Genomic DNA, 17,334 nt, shown 5'->3' with positions numbered 1-17,334 from the left:
GGCGGATTCTCAGGGCTCCGAACGGGGCTCGGTCACGTCACGACTTGGGCTCGAAGGACTTCGTCAGCGTCCGCCAGGTGTCCTTGCGCAGATCGCTGTGCCAGTCGCCGTTCTCCGCGGTGTACATCAGCCCGTAACCCTGATGGCTGTTGACCACGAAACCCCGGTCGATCGAGCGGTACTTGGTGCCGTCCTCGACGTAGGTGAACTCCCAGTCGGCCGTGTTCCAGCCGCGGTAGCCGACCTTCTCGATGCGGATCCGCTGGTACTGGGAACGCACCATGGCGCGCTCCTGGTTCTTCCAGTCCGCCACCGGGTCGGACTTGGGGGAACTCGTCCAGCCGACCAGCAGTTTCTGCCCGTCGGGCCCGGTGTAGCGGTCGCCGGCGCTCCCGGTCGACCGGTACCTCCACCCCTTGGGCAGTCCGATCGAGTACCCCTGGCGTCCCTTGTGCGTCGACTCCACCGGCGCGCTCCCGCCGTCCGGCGCACCGGACGCGGCGGAGTCGTCGCCGGACGGGCTCGCGCTCGCCGTGCCGTCCGACGAAGGTGGGGTCGTCGCGGCCGCCGAGGTGCTTCCGTCGGTCCTCGCGCCGCTGTCGGTGCTCTCCTTGCCCGCCGTGCCCTTGTCCTGCTTGACGGAGGCGCTCGCCGCCGCGCCCGCGCCGCTGTGCTTGTCGGGCTTGTCGTCGCCGCCCAGGGTGAGCGCGAGCACGGTGCCGATCACCGCGAGGACGACCACCACCGCGATGATCACCAGGGTCCGGCGGGGCACCACGTCGGTGAGCGGAGCCCTCGGCACCGACCGCGGCGGCAGGTCCAGGTCCGGCGGCGGCACCACGGGCCACCCGGAACTCGGCTTCCTCGCGCCGGAGTTCGGCACGCCCCCGGACCCCTGGGCCGGAACGACCGGCCTGCCCGGCACCCCGGAGGACACCGCACCGCTCCCCGCGGCCGCCGCCCCACCGACACCCGGCACGTCCGGACGCCCGGCACCCGGCGCCGCCGGACCGCCGGCTGGCGGCGTCGTCGTACCGCTGCCGCTCTTGGCGCGCACGGCCGCCGCCGCGGTGGCCGCTCCGGCCGCCTTGCGGACCGAGCGCAGCGCCCCGCGCAGCTTCTCCCCGGCCTCCTCGCCCCGCCTGCCCTCGGACGGCCCGGGCTGCGCCGGCAGCGGGACCACGCGGGTGGCGTCCATCGGCTCCGGCTCGGGCGCGTGGATCACCGCGTTGAGCATGGCCCGGGCGCCGGCGTCGTCGAGCCGCTGGGCCGGGTCCTTGGTGAGCAGTCCGTAGATGACGTCCTTGAGCGGGCCCGCGTTCTTGGGCTCCTCCAGGGGTTCGGTCATCACCGCCGTGAGCGTGGCGATCGCCGACCCCTTGTCGTACGGCGGGACGCCCTCCACCGCCGCGTACAGCAGGCCGCCCAGCGACCACAGGTCGGCCGCGGGGCCCGGCTTGTGCCCGCGGGCGCGCTCCGGGGAGATGTAGGAGGGGGCACCGACGAGCATGCCGGTGGAGGTGATGGACGGGTCACCCTCCACCTGCGCGATGCCGAAGTCGGTGAGCACGACGCGGCCGTCCTCGGCGATGAGCACGTTGGACGGCTTCACGTCCCGGTGCAGGATGCCCTCGCGGTGCGCGGAGCGGAGCACGTCCAGGATGGCGAGCCCGACCTCGGCGGCGCGCCTCGGCTCCAGCAGCCCGTCCTCGCGGATGACCTCGGCGAGGGACTTGCCCTCGACCAGCTCCATGACGATCCACGGCCGGTCGTCCTCGTCGACCACGTCGAAGACCGTGACCGCGCTGTTGTTGCGGATCCGGGCGATCGCCTTGGCCTCGCGCAGGGTGCGCGTGATCAGGCGCCGCTTCTCCTCCTCGTCGATGTTCGACGGGAACCGCAGCTCCTTGACGGCGACCGTCCGGCCCAGGGTCTCGTCCTCGGCGCGCCAGACCGTGCCCATACCGCCCCGGCCCAGCACGTCTCCCAGCCGGTACCTCCCGGCGAGGAGACGACGCCCGCCGTTGTCCTGACGAGTCTCCCGACGAGAAGTCCCCGCCCGCTCCGCCTCCGACATGCGTCCCCTCTGCAACCCGCCCTGACAGAGCCTTCATTGTCCCTCACCCGACAAGTGCCCAGCGCCCAGGGTGCCCCTGACGCCGCCCCAGGCCCCGCCCGCCCGGAGACCCGCGGAAGCGGGCCTTCCACCCCGGCGGATGACGCGTCGTCGGGTGACGGACCGACTACAGCGGCACGATGTCCGGCGCCCCCAGCCGGGCCGCGTCCGCCGTCAGGTCGTCCGGCTGGAGCTGCGACTCGCGTTCGGCCTCGACCCGCTTCTCGTAGTGCTGGACCTCGCGTTCGATCTGGTCCTTGTCCCAGCCCAGGACGGGCGCCATCAGCTCGGCGGCCTCGCGGGCGCTGCGGGTGCCACGGTCGAAGGTCTCGATGGAGATGCGGGTACGGCGGGTGAGCACGTCGTCCAGGTGCCGGGCACCCTCGTGCGAGGCGGCGTAGACCACCTCGGCGCGCAGATAGTCGTCGGCGGCCTGCAGCGGCTCGCCCAGGGCGGGGTCGGCGGCGACGAGGGCCAGGACCTCCTCGGCCATCGTGCCGTACCGGTTCAGCAGGTGCTCCACGCGGACCACGTGCAGTCCGGTGCGGGCGGCTATCCGTGCCCGCGCGTTCCACATCGCCCGGTAGCCCTCCGCGCCGAGCAGCGGGATCTCCTCGGTGACGCAGTCGGCGACCCGCATGTCGAGGCCGTGCACCGCCTCGTCGACGGCGTCCTTGGCCATCACCCGGTACGTCGTGTACTTGCCGCCCGCCACGACCACCAGGCCGGGCGCCGGATGCGCCACGGTGTGCTCGCGGGACAGCTTGCTGGTGGCGTCCGACTCGCCGGCCAGCAGCGGGCGCAGGCCCGCGTACACGCCCTGCACGTCGTCGCGGCCGAGGGGGACGGCGAGCACCGAGTTGACGTGCTCGAGCAGGTAGTCGATGTCGGCGCTGGAGGCGGCCGGGTGGGCCTTGTCGAGGTCCCAGTCGGTGTCGGTGGTGCCGACGATCCAGTGCCGGCCCCAGGGGATGACGAACAGGACGGACTTCTCGGTGCGCAGGATCAGACCGGTGGTGGAGTGGATGCGGTCCTTGGGGACGACCAGGTGGATGCCCTTGGAGGCGCGCACGTGGAACTGGCCGCGCTCACCCACCATGGCCTGCGTGTCGTCGGTCCACACGCCGGTGGCGTTGACGATCTGCTGGGCGCGGACCTCGTACTCCCCGCCGCCCTCCACGTCCTGCACCCGGGCGCCGACGACCCGCTCGCCCTCGCGCAGGAACCCGGTCACGCGCGCGCGGTTGGCGGCGTGCGCGCCGTACGACACCGCCGTGCGCACCAGGGTCGCCACGAAGCGGGCGTCGTCCATCTGGGCGTCGTAGTACTGCAGGGCGCCGATCAGCGCGTCCTTCTTGAGGCACGGTGCGACGCGCAGGGCTTGACGGCGGCTCAGGTGCCGGTGCAGGGGCAGGCCCCGGCCGTGGCCGCGGGCCATGGACATCACGTCGTACAGGGCCACGCCCGAGCCCGCGTACACCCGCTCCCAGGCCCGGTGCTGGAGCGGGTAGAGGAACGGCACCGGCTTGACCAGGTGCGGGGCGATCCGCTCCAGGAGCAGGCCGCGCTCCTTGAGGGCCTCGCGGACGAGGGCGAAGTCCAGCATCTCCAGATAGCGCAGGCCGCCGTGGATGAGCTTGCTGGATCTGCTGGAGGTGCCCGACGCCCAGTCGCGGGCCTCGACCAGACCGGTGGACAGACCGCGGGTGACGGCGTCCAGGGTGGTGCCTGCGCCGACCACTCCGCCGCCGACCACCAGGATGTCCAGCTCGCGCTCCGCCATCGCCGCCAGTGACTCGGCGCGCTGCGCCGGGCCCAGAGTCGCTGTCCTCACCGCTGCCTCCCGCTGTCGAACGTCTCGGTCGCGTCGGCCGCACCCGCGGTGGGCGAAGCCCGGGCTCATCCCCTCCTCATGCCCAAATTCTGACCGGCTTGCCCGACTTCAGCCACCACGCACTTCCGGCCTGTGGACAACGTGCACGGAACCCCCGGAAGACACACGAACAGAATCCCACATAACGGTCATATTTACTCCTAGTGTGACAGTGCGCTCGTTCGTGCTGTCCACAGCGGTTGCGCATCTGCCCCGCCTCGGCTACTGGGAAGGACGGCCCCCGCCATGCCCGCAGACCTCGCCGTGATCGGACTCGGTCCCTACGGCCTGCCGCTCGCCCAGGCCGCCGTCGCCGCCGGCATCCCGACGATCGGGTACGCCACCGGGCCCGACACCGGCTCGCTCAGCCCCGCCGAGCTGCGGCGCATGCACGCCGCGGGCTTCCGCCCGGGCACCGACCCGGCCCAGCTCGGCCGCGTGCGCACCGCCGTGATCTGCGCGCCCACCCCGCGCGGCGCCGACGGCGGGCTGGACCTCGGCCAGGTGGAGGCCGCCGCCCGCACGCTCGCCGAGCGGCTGCGCCCGCACACCACGGTCGTCCTGGAGTCGCCCGTGCTTCCCGGGACCACGGAGGAGTTCCTGCGCCCCCTGCTGGAGAAGGGCTCGGGACTGCGCGCCGGCCGCGACTTCCACCTCGCCTACTCGCCCAGCCGGCTGGACCCCGGCAACCGCGCGCAGACCCCCGCCGGCACGCCCAAGGTGATCGGCGGCCTCACCCCGGCCTGCACCGAGTCGGCCGCCGCCTTCTACGGGCGGCTCACCGACAAGGTCGTCCGCGCGCGCGGGCTGCGCGAGGCGGAGACGGTGCAGCTGCTGGAGACCAACTTCCGGCACGTCAACATCGCCCTCGTCAACGAGATGGCCGTCCTGTGCCACGAGCTGGGTGTCGACCTGTGGGACGTCATCCGGTGCGCCGAGACCAAGCCCTTCGGCTTCCAGGCGTTCCGGCCGGGCCCGGGCGTCGGCGGGCACGGCGTCCCGCAGGACCTCACCGGCCACGCCACCCGCACCCTGCGCATGGTCGAGCTGGCACAGCAGGTCAACAGCCGGATGCCGCGGTACGTCGTCCAGCGCGCGGCCACGCTCCTCAACGAGCACGGCAAGTCCGCGCGCGGCGCCCGTGTGCTGCTCCTCGGCGTCACCTACAAGCCCGACCTCGCCGACCAGCAGGCCACACCGGCCCGGGAGATCGCCGTACGGCTGATGGAGCTGGGCGCCTCCGTCAGCTTCCACGACCCCTACGTGCCCGCGTGGAGCGTCCTGGACCGCCCGGTCCCCCGCGCGGACGCCCTCTACGAGGCCGCCGCCGACGCCGACCTCACGATCCTCCTCCAGCCCCACCGCACGTACGACCTCCAGGGCCTGTCGGTGAAGGCCCAGCTGCTGCTGGACACACGGGGGGCGACCCCCACGGGGGCGGCGCATCGGTTGTGAAGGGGGCGCGTGGGCGCCCAGGACCGCGGCGCTGGTGATGCGGGGCGCGGCGCCGGTACCTTACGGAAAAAGGGTGGAGCCCACCGCAGCGGGTACTGCGGCAGGCTCCCAGCCTGTTCATGCGAAAGGGCCGGTCGTCCCTCCTGGACGACCGGCCCTTCAGGCGTCTCGGCGACAACCGGGCGGCTACCGCCGGTGCTGGCTGTCCGCCACCGTGACCTCGACCCGCTGGAACTCCTTCAGCTCGCTGTACCCGGTCGTGGCCATGGCGCGACGCAGGGCGCCGAAGAAGTTCATGGAGCCGTCGGGGGTGTGCGAGGGGCCCGTGAGGATCTCCTCGATGGTGCCGACCGTGCCCAGGTCGACCTTCTGGCCGCGCGGCAGCTCCTCGTTCACCGCCTCCATGCCCCAGTGGTGACCCTTGCCCGGCCCGTCGGTCGCGCGCGCGAGCGGCGAGCCCATCATCACCGCGTCGGCGCCGCAGGCGATCGCCTTGGGCAGGTCGCCGGACCAGCCGACGCCGCCGTCCGCGATCACGTGCACGTACCGGCCGCCGGACTCGTCCATGTAGTCCCGGCGGGCCGCGGCCACGTCGGCGACGGCGGTGGCCATCGGGACCTGGATGCCCAGGACGTTGCGCGTGGTGTGCGCGGCGCCGCCGCCGAAGCCGACCAGGACGCCGGCCGCGCCGGTGCGCATCAGGTGCAGGGCGGCGGTGTAGGTGGCGCAGCCGCCGACGATCACCGGGACGTCCAGCTCGTAGATGAACTGCTTCAGGTTCAGCGGCTCGTGCGAGGACGACACGTGCTCCGCGGAGACCGTCGTACCCCGGATGACGAAGATGTCCACGCCCGCGTCCACGACCGCCTTGGAGAACTGGGCGGTGCGCTGCGGGGAGAGCGCGGCGGCGGTGACCACGCCGGAGTCGCGCACCTCCTTGATGCGGGCGCCGATCAGCTCCTCCTTGACGGGGGCCGCGTAGATCTCCTGCAGGCGGCGTGTGGCCGTCTCCGCGTCCAGCCCGGTGATCTCGTCCAGCAGCGGCTGCGGGTCCTCGTGCCGCGTCCACAGGCCCTCGAGGTTGAGCACGCCCAGGCCGCCGAGCTCGCCGATGCGGATCGCGGTGGCCGGGGAGACGACCGAGTCCATGGGAGCGGCCAGGAACGGCAGCTCGAAGCGGTAGGCGTCGATCTGCCAGGCGATCGAGACCTCCTTCGGGTCCCGGGTCCGGCGGCTGGGGACGACGGCGATGTCGTCGAAGGCGTACGCCCGGCGGCCGCGCTTGCCGCGCCCGATCTCGATCTCAGTCACGTCTAGGCCTTTCCCTGATGCGTTTCAGCGCCTTCCAGTATCCCCGACGGGTACGACAACGGCGGCCCCGGAGTGTCCCGGGGCCGCCGTCGAGGTCCGTCACGCGCTGCACGCGCGCGTGCGTCAGTCCTTGGTGCTGTAGTTCGGCGCCTCGACCGTCATCTGGATGTCGTGCGGGTGCGACTCCTTCAGACCGGCGGAGGTGATCCGCACGAAGCGGCCCTTGGACTCCATCTCCTCGATGGTGGCCGCGCCCACGTACCCCATGGTCTGGCGCAGGCCGCCGACGAGCTGGTGCAGCACGTTGGACAGCGGACCGCGGTAGGGCACCTGGCCCTCGACGCCCTCGGGCACGAGCTTGTCGTCGGAGGCGACGTCGGCCTGGAAGTAGCGGTCCTTGGAGTACGACCGGCCCTGGCCGCGGGACTGCATGGCGCCGAGCGAACCCATGCCGCGGTACGACTTGAACTGCTTGCCGTTGATGAAGAGCAGCTCGCCCGGGGACTCCTCACAGCCCGCGAGGAGGCTGCCGAGCATCACCGTGTCGGCACCGGCGGCCAGCGCCTTGCCGATGTCGCCGGAGTACTGCAGGCCGCCGTCGCCGATCAGCGGGATGCCGGCCGCGCGGGCCGCGAGGGACGCCTCGTAGATGGCGGTGACCTGCGGTACGCCGATGCCGGCGACCACACGGGTGGTGCAGATGGAGCCGGGGCCGACGCCCACCTTGATGCCGTCCACGCCCGCGTCGATGAGCGCCTGGGCACCGTCACGGGTGGCGACGTTGCCGCCGATCACGTCGACGTTCACGGCCGACTTGATCTTCGCCATCCAGCTCAGGGCGTTGCTGTTGTGGCCGTGCGAGGTGTCGACCACCAGGAAGTCCACACCGGCCCCGGCAAGCGCCTGGGCCCGCTCCAGCGCCTCGGGGCTGGCACCGACGGCGGCACCGACGAGCAGCCGGCCCTCCGCGTCCTTGGCGGCGTTGGGGTACTTCTCCGCCTTGACGAAGTCCTTGACCGTGATCAGACCCTTGAGGAGGCCCTGGTCGTCGACCAGCGGCAGCTTCTCGATCTTGTGCTTGCGCAGCAGCTCCATGGCCTCGGGGCCGGAGATGCCCACCTTGCCGGTGACCAGCGGCATGGGCGTCATGACCTCGCGCACGCGACGGCTGCGGTCGCTCTCGAAGGCCATGTCGCGGTTGGTGACGATGCCGAGGAGCTTGCCGGCCGGGTCGGTGACCGGGACGCCGCTGATGCGGAACTTGGCGCACAGCGCGTCCGCCTCGGCCAGCGTGGCGTCGGGGTGCACCGTGATCGGGTCGGTGACCATCCCGGACTCGGACCGCTTCACCAGGTCGACCTGGTTGACCTGGTCCTCGACGGACAGGTTGCGGTGCAGGACGCCGACACCGCCCAGCCGGGCCATGGCGATCGCCATGCGCGCCTCGGTGACCTTGTCCATGGCCGCGGACAGCAGCGGGATGTTGACCCGGACGTTGCGGGACACACGGGACGAGGTGTCGACCGCGTTGGGGAGCACGTCCGATGCGCCCGGCAGCAGCAGCACGTCGTCGTAGGTCAGCCCTAGTGTGGCGAATTTACCGGGCACTCCGTCGACGTTGGCAGTCATGACACCTTCCCCAAATGGCCTTGATCGGTGCGGATGTCCATGCTAACGGGAAGCGTCGCTAGCAAATTCCACGGTACGGGGTCGCTTCCGGCTTCGTATGTTCGTACGGAAACGAGGGCGGCCCTGTTCACGAGCGGGAGCTTCGGCGGCTCCGCACAAGGGCGTTACTGCTCGGCGAGGGCGCGCAGGCGGCTCAGCGCGCGGTGCTGGGCCACCCGGACCGCGCCGGGTGACATTCCCAACATCTGCCCCGTCTCCTCCGCGGTCAAGCCCACCGCGATGCGGAGCAGGAGCAGTTCGCGCTGGTTCTCGGGGAGGTTGGCGAGCAGCTTCTTGGCCCACTCGGCGTCGCTGCTGAGCAGGGCGCGCTCCTCGGGGCCGAGGGAGTCGTCCGGGCGCTCCGGCATCTCGTCGGACGGCACCGCCGTGGAGCCCGGGTGGCGCATCGCGGCGCGCTGCAGGTCGGCCACCTTGTGGGAGGCGATGGCGAAGACGAAGGCCTCGAAGGGGCGGCCGGTGTCGCGGTAGCGCGGCAGGGCCAGCAGGACCGCCACGCAGACCTCCTGGGCGAGGTCCTCGACGAAGTGGCGCGCGTCGCCCGGGAGCCGGGACAGCCGGGTGCGGCAGTAGCGCAGCGCCAGGGGGTGGACATGCGCGAGCAGATCGTGCGTGGCCTGCGCGTCCCCGTCGACGGCGCGGTGCACGAGAGCACCGATCACCCCGTGGGCCGTGCCCGCCTCGTCGTCGCGCATCGGTCCATGGTGCCTTGCGGCCGTCCGGTCCGTCGCATCGTGTTCGTGGTTGTGCACCGAAGCGTTATGAGCAGGTGCGCCGGCACTCATCCCCTGCGCCCTCCCCTTCCGCTCGACCGACTCGTCCCCGAGAGACTCCACATCTCAAGGATGCGGCATCCGCGCCGAAACGAGCAGCGGGCGTCCACCGGGCCGCCGTTCCCGGCGCCCGCGGGGGTCCGGGCGGGGGCCGCAGACCTTCGGCACGACCTCCCGCGGCCACGGGGCCGGGGGCCGGACGGCGACCCGACCGCACACGCCCCCGGGCGCGATCCGGCACGCCACACAGCGACTCGGGGGTCCCCGGGCGACCCGACGGCGCACCCCTCAGGGCCGGGTGGCGCATCGCGGCACACTGCAGCGCCCCACGCGCGCGTGGGGCCCGCACGGCTACGGCGAGGGAATCGCCCTCGTCCCCGCCCGCCCCAGGACAGGCGGGGATGTCCAGGTGGCGGGCCGCAGCCCCGCCGTGGTGCACCGCACTGCCTACCGGACCAGTCCCCAGCGGAAGCCGAGGGCCACCGCGTGGGCGCGGTCCGAGGCGCCGAGCTTCTTGAACAGACGGCGGGCGTGGGTCTTGACGGTGTCCTCGGAGAGGAACAGCTCGCGGCCGATCTCGGCGTTGGAGCGGCCGTGGCTCATGCCCTCGAGGACCTGGATCTCGCGCGCGGTGAGCGTGGGCGCCGCGCCCATCTCGGCCGAGCGGAGGCGGCGCGGGGCGAGCCGCCAGGTCGGGTCGGCGAGGGCCTGCGTCACCGTGGCGCGCAGCTCCGCGCGCGAGGCGTCCTTGTGCAGGTAGCCCCGGGCGCCGGCGGCGACCGCCAGGGCCACCCCGTCGAGGTCCTCCGCGACGGTGAGCATGATGATGCGCGCACCGGGGTCGGCGGACAGCAGCCGGCGTACGGTCTCGACGCCGCCCAGGCCGGGCATGCGTACGTCCATCAGGATGAGGTCGGAGCGGTCGGCGCCCCAGCGGCGGAGGACTTCCTCGCCGTTGGCCGCCGTCGTCACGCGCTCGACGCCGGGCACGGTCGCGACCGCGCGGCGGAGCGCCTCTCGGGCAAGCGGGGAGTCGTCGCAGACGAGGACGGATGTCATGACCGCCCTCCGCAGCTGATGCGCGTCACCTTGAGCCTCCAGGCTGGTACGGAATCGTCACCTGTGCGGTCGACCGTCTCGGACGCCTGCCCGAGCACTTGTGTTTTCAACCGCCTCCGCACTCTCAACGACGGTCACTCGAAAGAGTTACGGGGCTGCCTGCCGTCTTCGGCACTCTACGTGAGGGCGCCGACACGGTGCAGACATGGCGGGCGGACCCTCAACTTTTCATCACAACCCATGCCCCATTTAGCCGTTTTTGCTCCCGTTTCTCAGTGTCTGGAGCTAGATTCGCAATGAGTCATATTTTCATCTTCTTAGACCGGACATGTACGGTCGTTGGCACTGTATCCGCCCAGAACGGCTACAAGGGGTCACGTAATGGCAGATTTCTCCCGCCTTCCCGGACCGAACGCGGACCTGTGGGATTGGCAGCTGCTGGCTGCCTGCCGCGGGGTGGACAGCTCGCTCTTCTTCCACCCGGAGGGCGAGCGCGGGGCGGCTCGGAGCGCTCGCGAGAACTCGGCCAAGGAGGTCTGCATGAGGTGCCCGGTACGTGCCGAGTGCGCCGCGCACGCACTCGCGGTGCGCGAGCCGTACGGCGTGTGGGGCGGCCTCACCGAGGACGAGCGCGAAGAGCTGATGGGGCGGGCACGCAACCGCCTGGTGTCGGCATCGACCACCGGCGAGGACACCGCCTCACACCGCTGAAGGAACGTTTCTTCTACAGGAACGTTTCTCTGACCGTTCCCGCCGGGCACGCACGCGCGTGCCCGTGACCCCTGCCGTTGTCGCTCCTCAGGCCCGTGCGGCCGCCCGGGCCAGCTGTTCCAACGTCGCCGCCACGGCCGGCACCCGTGCCAGGTCGGGCAGGGTGAGGGCGACGATCTCCCGCCGCACCACCGGCTCCAGTGCCACCGTGCGCACTCCCCTGGGCCGTACCGACTCCACCGCGAGCCGGGGCAGCACCGCGACGCCGAGGCCCGCGCCCACCAGACCGGCCACCGCCGGATAGTCGTCGGTGGCGAAGTCGATGCGCGGCGTGAAGCCGGCGCTCTCGCACACGTCCACGAGCTGGCCGCGGCAGCGCGGGCAGCCCGCGATCCAGGGCTCGCGGGCCAGCTCGCCGATGGCGACGGACTCCGCGCGCGCGAGCCGGTGCCGCTCGGGCACGAGCGCGACGAGACGGTCCGTGAGCAGCGGCCGCACGACCAGGTCGTCCCAGTCCTCGGCGACGGCGGCGCCCTCGTAGCGGAAGGCCAGGGCCAGGTCGCAGTCGCCGTCCCGCAGCAGGGCGACGGACTTCGGGGGCTCGGCCTCCTCCAGGGAGACCCGGGTGCCCGGATGGGCGGCGCGCAGCGCGGCCAGGGCGGTGGGGACCAGGGTGGAGCTGCCGCTCGGGAAGGAGACCAGCCGGACCCGGCCCGCGCGCAGGCCCGCGATGGCGGCGATCTCCTCCTCGGCCGCGGTGAGCCCGGCGAGGATCCCGGAGGCGTGCCGGACGAGGGCCTCGCCGGCCTCGGTCAGGCGCATCTCGCGGCCGCTGCGGACCAGCAGCGGGGTGCCGACCGAGGCTTCCAGGGCCTTCATCTGCTGGCTGACGGCGGGCTGGGTGCAGCCCAGTTCACGCCCCGCCGCCGAGAAGGAACCGGTGGTGGCGACGGCGCGCAGGACACGGAGATGACGGGCCTCGATCACCCTCCAAGCATAAGGCAGCCTTGGGTGAGGCGCTCGAAATTGGCTCGACGCTTTGATGCTGAGCCCGTACGGTTGCGGCCATGAAGCTTCTCTCGGTCAATCTGGGCCGCCCCCGGCAGGTCCCCTACACGGACCAGCCGCAGGGTGTGACGGGCATCGACAAGCGGCCCGCCGAGGGGCCGGTGCGGGTGGCGGCGCCCGGCCCCAAGGGTGTCGGCGGCAGCGGGCTGGCCGGGGACGCGGTGTGCGAGCTGCGCCACCACGGCGGGAACGACCAGGCGGTGTACGCCTACGCGCGCGAGGACCTCGACGCGTGGGAGCGCGAACTGGGCCGATCGTTGGCCAATGGTTGCTTCGGCGAGAACCTCACGACCGACGGTCTGGACGTCTCCGGGGCGCTGGTCGGAGAGCGCTGGCGGATCGGTTCCGGGGTGGTGCTGGAGGTGACCTCGGGGCGGATTCCCTGCCGTACGTTCCAGGGCCATCTGGGCGAACGGGGATGGGTGAAGAGGTTCACCCGGAAGGCCGCGACGGGTGCCTACCTGCGGGTGATCGAACCGGGTGAGATACGGGCGGGCGATCGCATCGAGATCGTGCACCGGCCGGACCACGGGGTGACGGCGACGATGCAGTTCCGCGCCGTCACCACCGAGCGGGAGCTGCTGCCGCACGTGCTCGCGGCGGGCGAGGCCCTGCACTCCGAGACGCTGGCGGCGGCCCGCAGGTACGTCGCCGAGCGGGCGCGCTGAGCGCCCGTCACCGGCAGCGGACGCCGTCGCTCCGGGTCACTACCCTTGGGCCATGACAACGGCTTTGATTACGGGATCGACCGCGGGAATCGGCGCCGCGTTCGCGCGGCGGCTGGCGGCTGACGGGCACGACCTCGTGCTGGTCGCCCGGGACACCGGGCGGCTGCGCGAGCAGGCGACCGAATTGCACGACCGGCACGGCGTCGAGGTGGAGGTGCTGACCGCCGACCTCGCGGAGGACAAGGGCATCGAGACGGTGGCCGACCGGCTCGGCGACCGGCGCAACCCGGTCGACCTGCTGGTGAACAACGCCGGCTTCGGCAACAAGGGCCGCTATCTCGACGTCTCCATGGCCGACGAGCTGAGGATGCTCAAGGTGCACTGCGAGGCGGTGCTGCGGCTGACGTCGGCGGCGGCCGAGGCGATGCGCGAGCGCGGCAGGGGCGGGGTGGTCAACGTCGCCTCGGTGGCGGCGTTCCTCCCCCGGGGCACGTACGGCGCCTCCAAGTCCTGGGTCGTGCAGTTCACCCAGGGGGCGGCCAAGGACCTGGCCGGCAGCGGGGTGCGGCTGATGGCGCTGTGCCCGGGCTTCGTGCGCACCGAGTTCCACCAGCGGGCCGGGATGGGCACGGACAACATCCCCGGCTGGATGTGGCTCGACGCCGACAAACTGGTCGCGGCGGCCCTGGCCGACCTCGCGCGCGGCAGGACCGTCTCCATCCCCGACCCGCGCTACAAGGCGCTGATGGGCCTGGTGAAGGTCACCCCGCGCGGGCTGCTGGGCGGCATCAGCTCCCGGACGGGCCGCAAGTACGGGCCGCAGTAGGACGCCTCGGGGTCCGCGGCGGCGGACGGGTGGCGTGGCCGTCCCGGTGGGAAAATGGGCGGGACGGTACCGGACCAGGGGGGCCGGAGGCGCGCCATGACCTTCGTACAGCTCATCGAGTGCAGGACGAGCCGGCTGGACGAGATGAACCGGCTCATGGACGACTGGGTCGAGCAGACCAAGGGGAAGCGGACGGCGACGCACGCGCTGGTCGGCAAGGACCGCTCGGACGCGTCGCACATCGTCGAAGTGGTGGAGTTCCCGTCGTACGAGGAGGCGATGCGGAACTCGAACCTCCCGGAGACCGACCGGATCTTCCGGGAGATGGTCGCGCTGTGCGACGAGATGCCGACGTTCACGGACCTCGACGTCGTGCGGGACGAACTGCTGACCGAGATCACCGTGCGGCGCTTCTTCGAGGCGCTCGCGGCGCCGGGCGAGCTGTCGCCGCTCAACGACCTGCTGGACGAGGACATCCACAGCCACGATCCGATGAACCCGCAGGACACCCTCGGACTGGACAACGTCCGCAGCGAGTACCGCATGTGGCGCGGCGCGTTCGACTTCTCCCTGACCGTCGAGGACATCCTCGCCCAGGGCGACCGGGCCTGCGCCCGCTGGACCTGGAACGCCACCCACAAGGGCGACTTCCTGGGCATCGCCCCCACGGGCAAGCGCGTCTCCATGACCGGCCTGACCCTGTTCCGCTTCGGCGAGAACGGCAAGATCGCCGAGCTGTGGTGGCAGCACGATCAGCTGGGGCTGATGCAGCAACTGGGGGCGTTGGACGAGTTGGAGCAGTAGGCGGTGCGTGCCCGGCATCGGGGGCTGAGTCGTGACCCCTCCACGGTGCAGCCGGGACAGCGCAGGACGGCCCTTGGCCGGTGGTCCGCGTCAGGAAACCGGTGAGCCCCGGCTCCTGGCCGCGCGAGCAGGGCCCGCTGCGCCACGACGAGTTGCGCACGTGGAGACGTCACCCGGGACCGTCACCTGTTCGCACAGCACCGACAATCGCGGGCGGCAGGCACGGCCGAGCCACCGCCGAAGGCCCACGGCTGCGTCCTGGGAAGCGCCGCAACGCACAAGGCCCGGCACCCCCGTGGGGGTGCCGGGCACCGTGGTTCCGCTCAGGTCAGCTCAGTGGTCAGTGGGCGTGGCCGTGGCCGTGGCCCGCTGCGGCCGGCTCTTCCTCTTCCTTCTTCTCGACGACCAGGGTCTCGGTCGTGAGGAGGAGGGAGGCGATGGAGGCGGCGTTCTCCAGGGCGGAGCGGGTGACCTTGACCGGGTCGATGACGCCGGCCTTGACCAGGTCGCCGTACTCGCCGGTGGCGGCGTTGTAGCCGTTGCCCTTCTCCAGCTCGGCCACCTTGGAGACGATGACGTAGCCCTCGAGGCCGGCGTTCTCGGCGATCCAGCGCAGCGGCTCGACGGCGGCGCGGCGGACGACCGCGACACCGGTGGCCTCGTCACCGGTCTTGCCGAGGTTGCCCTCGAGGACCTTGACGGCGTGGACCAGCGCGGAGCCACCACCGGAGACGATGCCCTCCTCGACCGCGGCGCGGGTCGCGGAGATGGCGTCCTCCAGACGGTGCTTCTTCTCCTTCAGCTCCACCTCGGTGGCGGCGCCGACCTTGATCACGCACACGCCGCCGGCCAGCTTGGCGAGGCGCTCCTGGAGCTTCTCGCGGTCCCAGTCGGAGTCGGTGTTCTCGATCTCGGCCTTGATCTGCGCGACGCGGCCCGTCAGGTCCTCGGCCTTGCCGGCACCCTCGACGATCGTGGTGTCGTCCTTGGTGACGGTCACGCGGCGGGCGGAGCCGAGGACGTCGATGCCGACCTGGTCGAGCTTGAGGCCGACCTCCTCGGAGATGACCGTGGCGCCGGTGAGGATCGCCATGTCCTGCAGCATCGCCTTGCGGCGGTCACCGAAGCCGGGGGCCTTGACCGCGACCGCGTTGAAGGTGCCGCGGATCTTGTTGACGACCAGGGTCGACAGGGCCTCGCCCTCGACGTCCTCGGCGATGATCAGCAGCGGCTTCGAGGAGTTCGCCTGGATGATCTTCTCGAGGAGCGGCAGCATGTCGGCGATGGCCGAGATCTTGCCCTGGTGGATCAGGATGTAGGGGTCGTCGAGGACGGCCTCCATGCGCTCCTGGTCCGTGACGAAGTACGGCGACAGGTAACCCTTGTCGAAGGCCATGCCCTCGGTGAAGTCCAGCTCCAGACCGAAGGTGTTGGACTCCTCGACGGTGATGACACCGTCCTTGCCGACCTTGTCCATCGCCTCGGCGATCAGCTCGCCGACCTGCTGGTCCTGGGCGGACAGCGCGGCCACGGCGGCGATGTCGGACTTCTCGTCGATCGGGCGGGCCGAGGCGAGCAGGTCGTCGGAGACGGCCTTGACCGCGGCGTCGATGCCCTTCTTCAGGGCGGCCGGGGAGGCACCGGCGGCGACGTTCTTCAGACCCTCGCGGACCAGGGCCTGGGCCAGCACGGTGGCGGTGGTCGTACCGTCACCCGCGATGTCGTTGGTCTTGGTCGCCACCTCCTTCACCAGCTGGGCGCCGAGGTTCTCGTACGGGTCCTCGATCTCGACCTCGCGGGCGATCGTGACACCGTCGTTGGTGATGGTGGGCGCGCCGAACTTCTTGTCGATGACGACGTTGCGGCCCTTGGGGCCGATCGTCACCTTCACCGTGTCGGCCAGCTTGTTGACGCCGCGCTCGAGGGCGCGACGGGCGTCCTCGTCGAACTTCAGGATCTTCGCCATGACAGCGGGAGCCCTCTCGGAATGGTGGGGATAAAAGACAACTGCGCCCCGGGCGCCCGGCTTCTTATCTGTCGCGGGGGGCCAGGGGCGCAGCTCAAAGCAGAGATTGCTTCGAGGTGACTACTTCTCGATGATCGCGAGAACGTCGCGAGCCGAGAGGACGAGGTACTCCTCGCCGTTGTACTTCACCTCGGTGCCGCCGTACTTGCTGTACAGGACGACGTCGCCGACCTTGACGTCGAGCGGAAGGCGCTCGCCGTTCTCGAACCGGCCCGGGCCCACGGCGAGGACGGCGCCCTCCTGGGGCTTCTCCTTCGCGGTGTCCGGAATGACCAGGCCAGAGGCCGTGGTCTGCTCGGCGTCCAGCGGCTGGACCACGATGCGGTCCTCGAGCGGCTTGATGGCAACCTTGGAGCTGGCGGTCGTCACGATCCGACCTCCCCCTTCGGAGATCTCACGGGGTTAACTGTCTGAGGTGGCGACCAGGTCGATCCGTCGTCGCGGGTGCCGGACCTGCCCGTCGCTTTGTTGGCACTCTCCAGTGGGGAGTGCCAGAGCCGAGACTATGACTGCGGTTAGCACTCGGTCAAGCGGAGTGCCAATTGCCGTGCGGCGCGTCGGCCGGAGGGGTGGGTTGCCGCCGGTTCCCCGGGCTCGGGTTGCGCTGCTTTCCGGGGGCTGCCGCCCCAGGCTCCCGCTGTCGGCCCTTCGACCCTCGTCCTCGAACACCGGACGGCTTGATGATCGCCGGCCGTCCCCGCAAGGTCGCCCCGCACGGCGCCGCACGGTTGCCCGGCACGGAGCCGCACGGTCGCCCGGCACGGAGCCACAGGAACCCGGCCGGGTTACAGATAGTCCTCCAGCCGCCCCAGGCTCCCGCTGTCGGCCCTTCGACCCTCGTCCTCGAACGCCGGACGGCCTGATGATCGCCGGCCGTCCCCGCAAGGTCGCCCCGCACGGCGCCGCACGGTTGCCCGGCACGGAGCCGCACGGTCGCCCGGCACGGAGCCACAGGAAC

At 71.6% G+C, this 17,334-nt stretch carries 14 protein-coding genes; 5 read left to right on the top strand and 9 right to left on the bottom strand.

Annotation, left to right across the window (positions count from 1 at the left end; translation table 11 throughout):
- Positions 1-37: 37 nt before the first annotated feature.
- Together ACZ404_RS21815 and ACZ404_RS21810 are read right to left on the bottom strand one after the other, a co-directional pair.
- Positions 38-2,077, bottom strand: coding sequence for a serine/threonine-protein kinase (locus ACZ404_RS21815; protein WP_468442285.1), 2,040 nt, complete (start codon positions 2,075-2,077; stop codon positions 38-40).
- A gap of 166 nt (positions 2,078-2,243) precedes the next feature.
- Positions 2,244-3,950, bottom strand: coding sequence for a glycerol-3-phosphate dehydrogenase/oxidase (locus tag ACZ404_RS21810; RefSeq protein ID WP_468442283.1), 1,707 nt, complete (start codon positions 3,948-3,950; stop codon positions 2,244-2,246).
- A 285-nt stretch (positions 3,951-4,235) separates the two neighbouring features.
- Here ACZ404_RS21810 and ACZ404_RS21805 point away from each other — a divergent pair, with 285 nt between their 5' ends.
- Positions 4,236-5,444 carry a nucleotide sugar dehydrogenase gene (locus tag ACZ404_RS21805; protein WP_468442281.1) on the top strand — a complete coding sequence of 403 codons (1,209 nt, stop codon included), beginning with the start codon at positions 4,236-4,238 and terminating at the stop codon, positions 5,442-5,444.
- Between the two features lie 186 nt (positions 5,445-5,630).
- On the opposite strand, the gene ACZ404_RS21800 is transcribed toward ACZ404_RS21805, so the two are convergent.
- The 4 genes from ACZ404_RS21800 to ACZ404_RS21785 form a co-directional block, all read right to left on the bottom strand.
- Positions 5,631-6,755 (bottom strand): GuaB3 family IMP dehydrogenase-related protein, encoded by a 1,125-nt coding sequence (locus ACZ404_RS21800; protein ID WP_468442279.1) that lies wholly within the window; start codon positions 6,753-6,755, stop codon positions 5,631-5,633.
- A gap of 123 nt (positions 6,756-6,878) precedes the next feature.
- Complete coding sequence (guaB, locus tag ACZ404_RS21795; RefSeq protein ID WP_468442277.1) at positions 6,879-8,384, bottom strand: IMP dehydrogenase; 1,506 nt, start codon at positions 8,382-8,384, stop codon at positions 6,879-6,881.
- A 164-nt stretch (positions 8,385-8,548) separates the two neighbouring features.
- Entirely contained in the window at positions 8,549-9,136 is a 588-nt protein-coding gene (locus tag ACZ404_RS21790) for a sigma-70 family RNA polymerase sigma factor (protein ID WP_468442275.1), read from the bottom strand.
- A 525-nt stretch (positions 9,137-9,661) separates the two neighbouring features.
- Positions 9,662-10,273, bottom strand: coding sequence for a response regulator transcription factor (locus ACZ404_RS21785; RefSeq protein ID WP_003948568.1), 612 nt, complete (start codon positions 10,271-10,273; stop codon positions 9,662-9,664).
- Positions 10,274-10,654: 381 nt separating this feature from the next.
- Here ACZ404_RS21785 and ACZ404_RS21780 point away from each other — a divergent pair, with 381 nt between their 5' ends.
- The gene (locus tag ACZ404_RS21780) at positions 10,655-10,984 is read left to right on the top strand and encodes a WhiB family transcriptional regulator (protein WP_468442273.1); all 330 of its coding nucleotides are present in this window, start codon (positions 10,655-10,657) and stop codon (positions 10,982-10,984) included.
- 87 nt (positions 10,985-11,071) lie between these two features.
- Here the strand turns inward: ACZ404_RS21780 and ACZ404_RS21775 are convergent, their stop codons facing one another.
- Positions 11,072-11,971, bottom strand: a complete 900-nt coding sequence (locus tag ACZ404_RS21775) for a LysR family transcriptional regulator (RefSeq protein ID WP_468442271.1) — start codon at positions 11,969-11,971, stop codon at positions 11,072-11,074.
- 80 nt (positions 11,972-12,051) lie between these two features.
- On the opposite strand from ACZ404_RS21775, the gene ACZ404_RS21770 reads away from it, so the two are divergent.
- The 3 genes from ACZ404_RS21770 (at position 12,052) to ACZ404_RS21760 (ending at position 14,350) form a co-directional block, all read left to right on the top strand.
- Entirely contained in the window at positions 12,052-12,720 is a 669-nt protein-coding gene (locus tag ACZ404_RS21770) for an MOSC domain-containing protein (protein ID WP_468442269.1), read from the top strand.
- A 52-nt stretch (positions 12,721-12,772) separates the two neighbouring features.
- Positions 12,773-13,546 carry an SDR family NAD(P)-dependent oxidoreductase gene (locus tag ACZ404_RS21765; RefSeq protein ID WP_468442267.1) on the top strand — a complete coding sequence of 258 codons (774 nt, stop codon included), beginning with the start codon at positions 12,773-12,775 and terminating at the stop codon, positions 13,544-13,546.
- 96 nt (positions 13,547-13,642) lie between these two features.
- On the top strand, positions 13,643-14,350 hold the full coding sequence (locus ACZ404_RS21760) for an ester cyclase (protein ID WP_468442265.1): 708 nt from the start codon (positions 13,643-13,645) through the stop codon (positions 14,348-14,350).
- A 340-nt stretch (positions 14,351-14,690) separates the two neighbouring features.
- Here the strand turns inward: ACZ404_RS21760 and groL are convergent, their stop codons facing one another.
- Positions 14,691-16,316: a chaperonin GroEL gene (gene groL, locus ACZ404_RS21755; RefSeq protein ID WP_468442263.1), complete on the bottom strand. Its 1,626-nt coding sequence runs from the start codon at positions 16,314-16,316 to the stop codon at positions 14,691-14,693.
- A 120-nt stretch (positions 16,317-16,436) separates the two neighbouring features.
- On the bottom strand, positions 16,437-16,745 hold the full coding sequence (groES, locus tag ACZ404_RS21750) for a co-chaperone GroES (RefSeq protein WP_039652762.1): 309 nt from the start codon (positions 16,743-16,745) through the stop codon (positions 16,437-16,439).
- Positions 16,746-17,334: the final 589 nt, after the last annotated feature.

The organism is Streptomyces sp. NPDC030798 (assembly GCF_055572275.1).
This window is presented reverse-complemented; position numbering and strand designations above follow the sequence as displayed.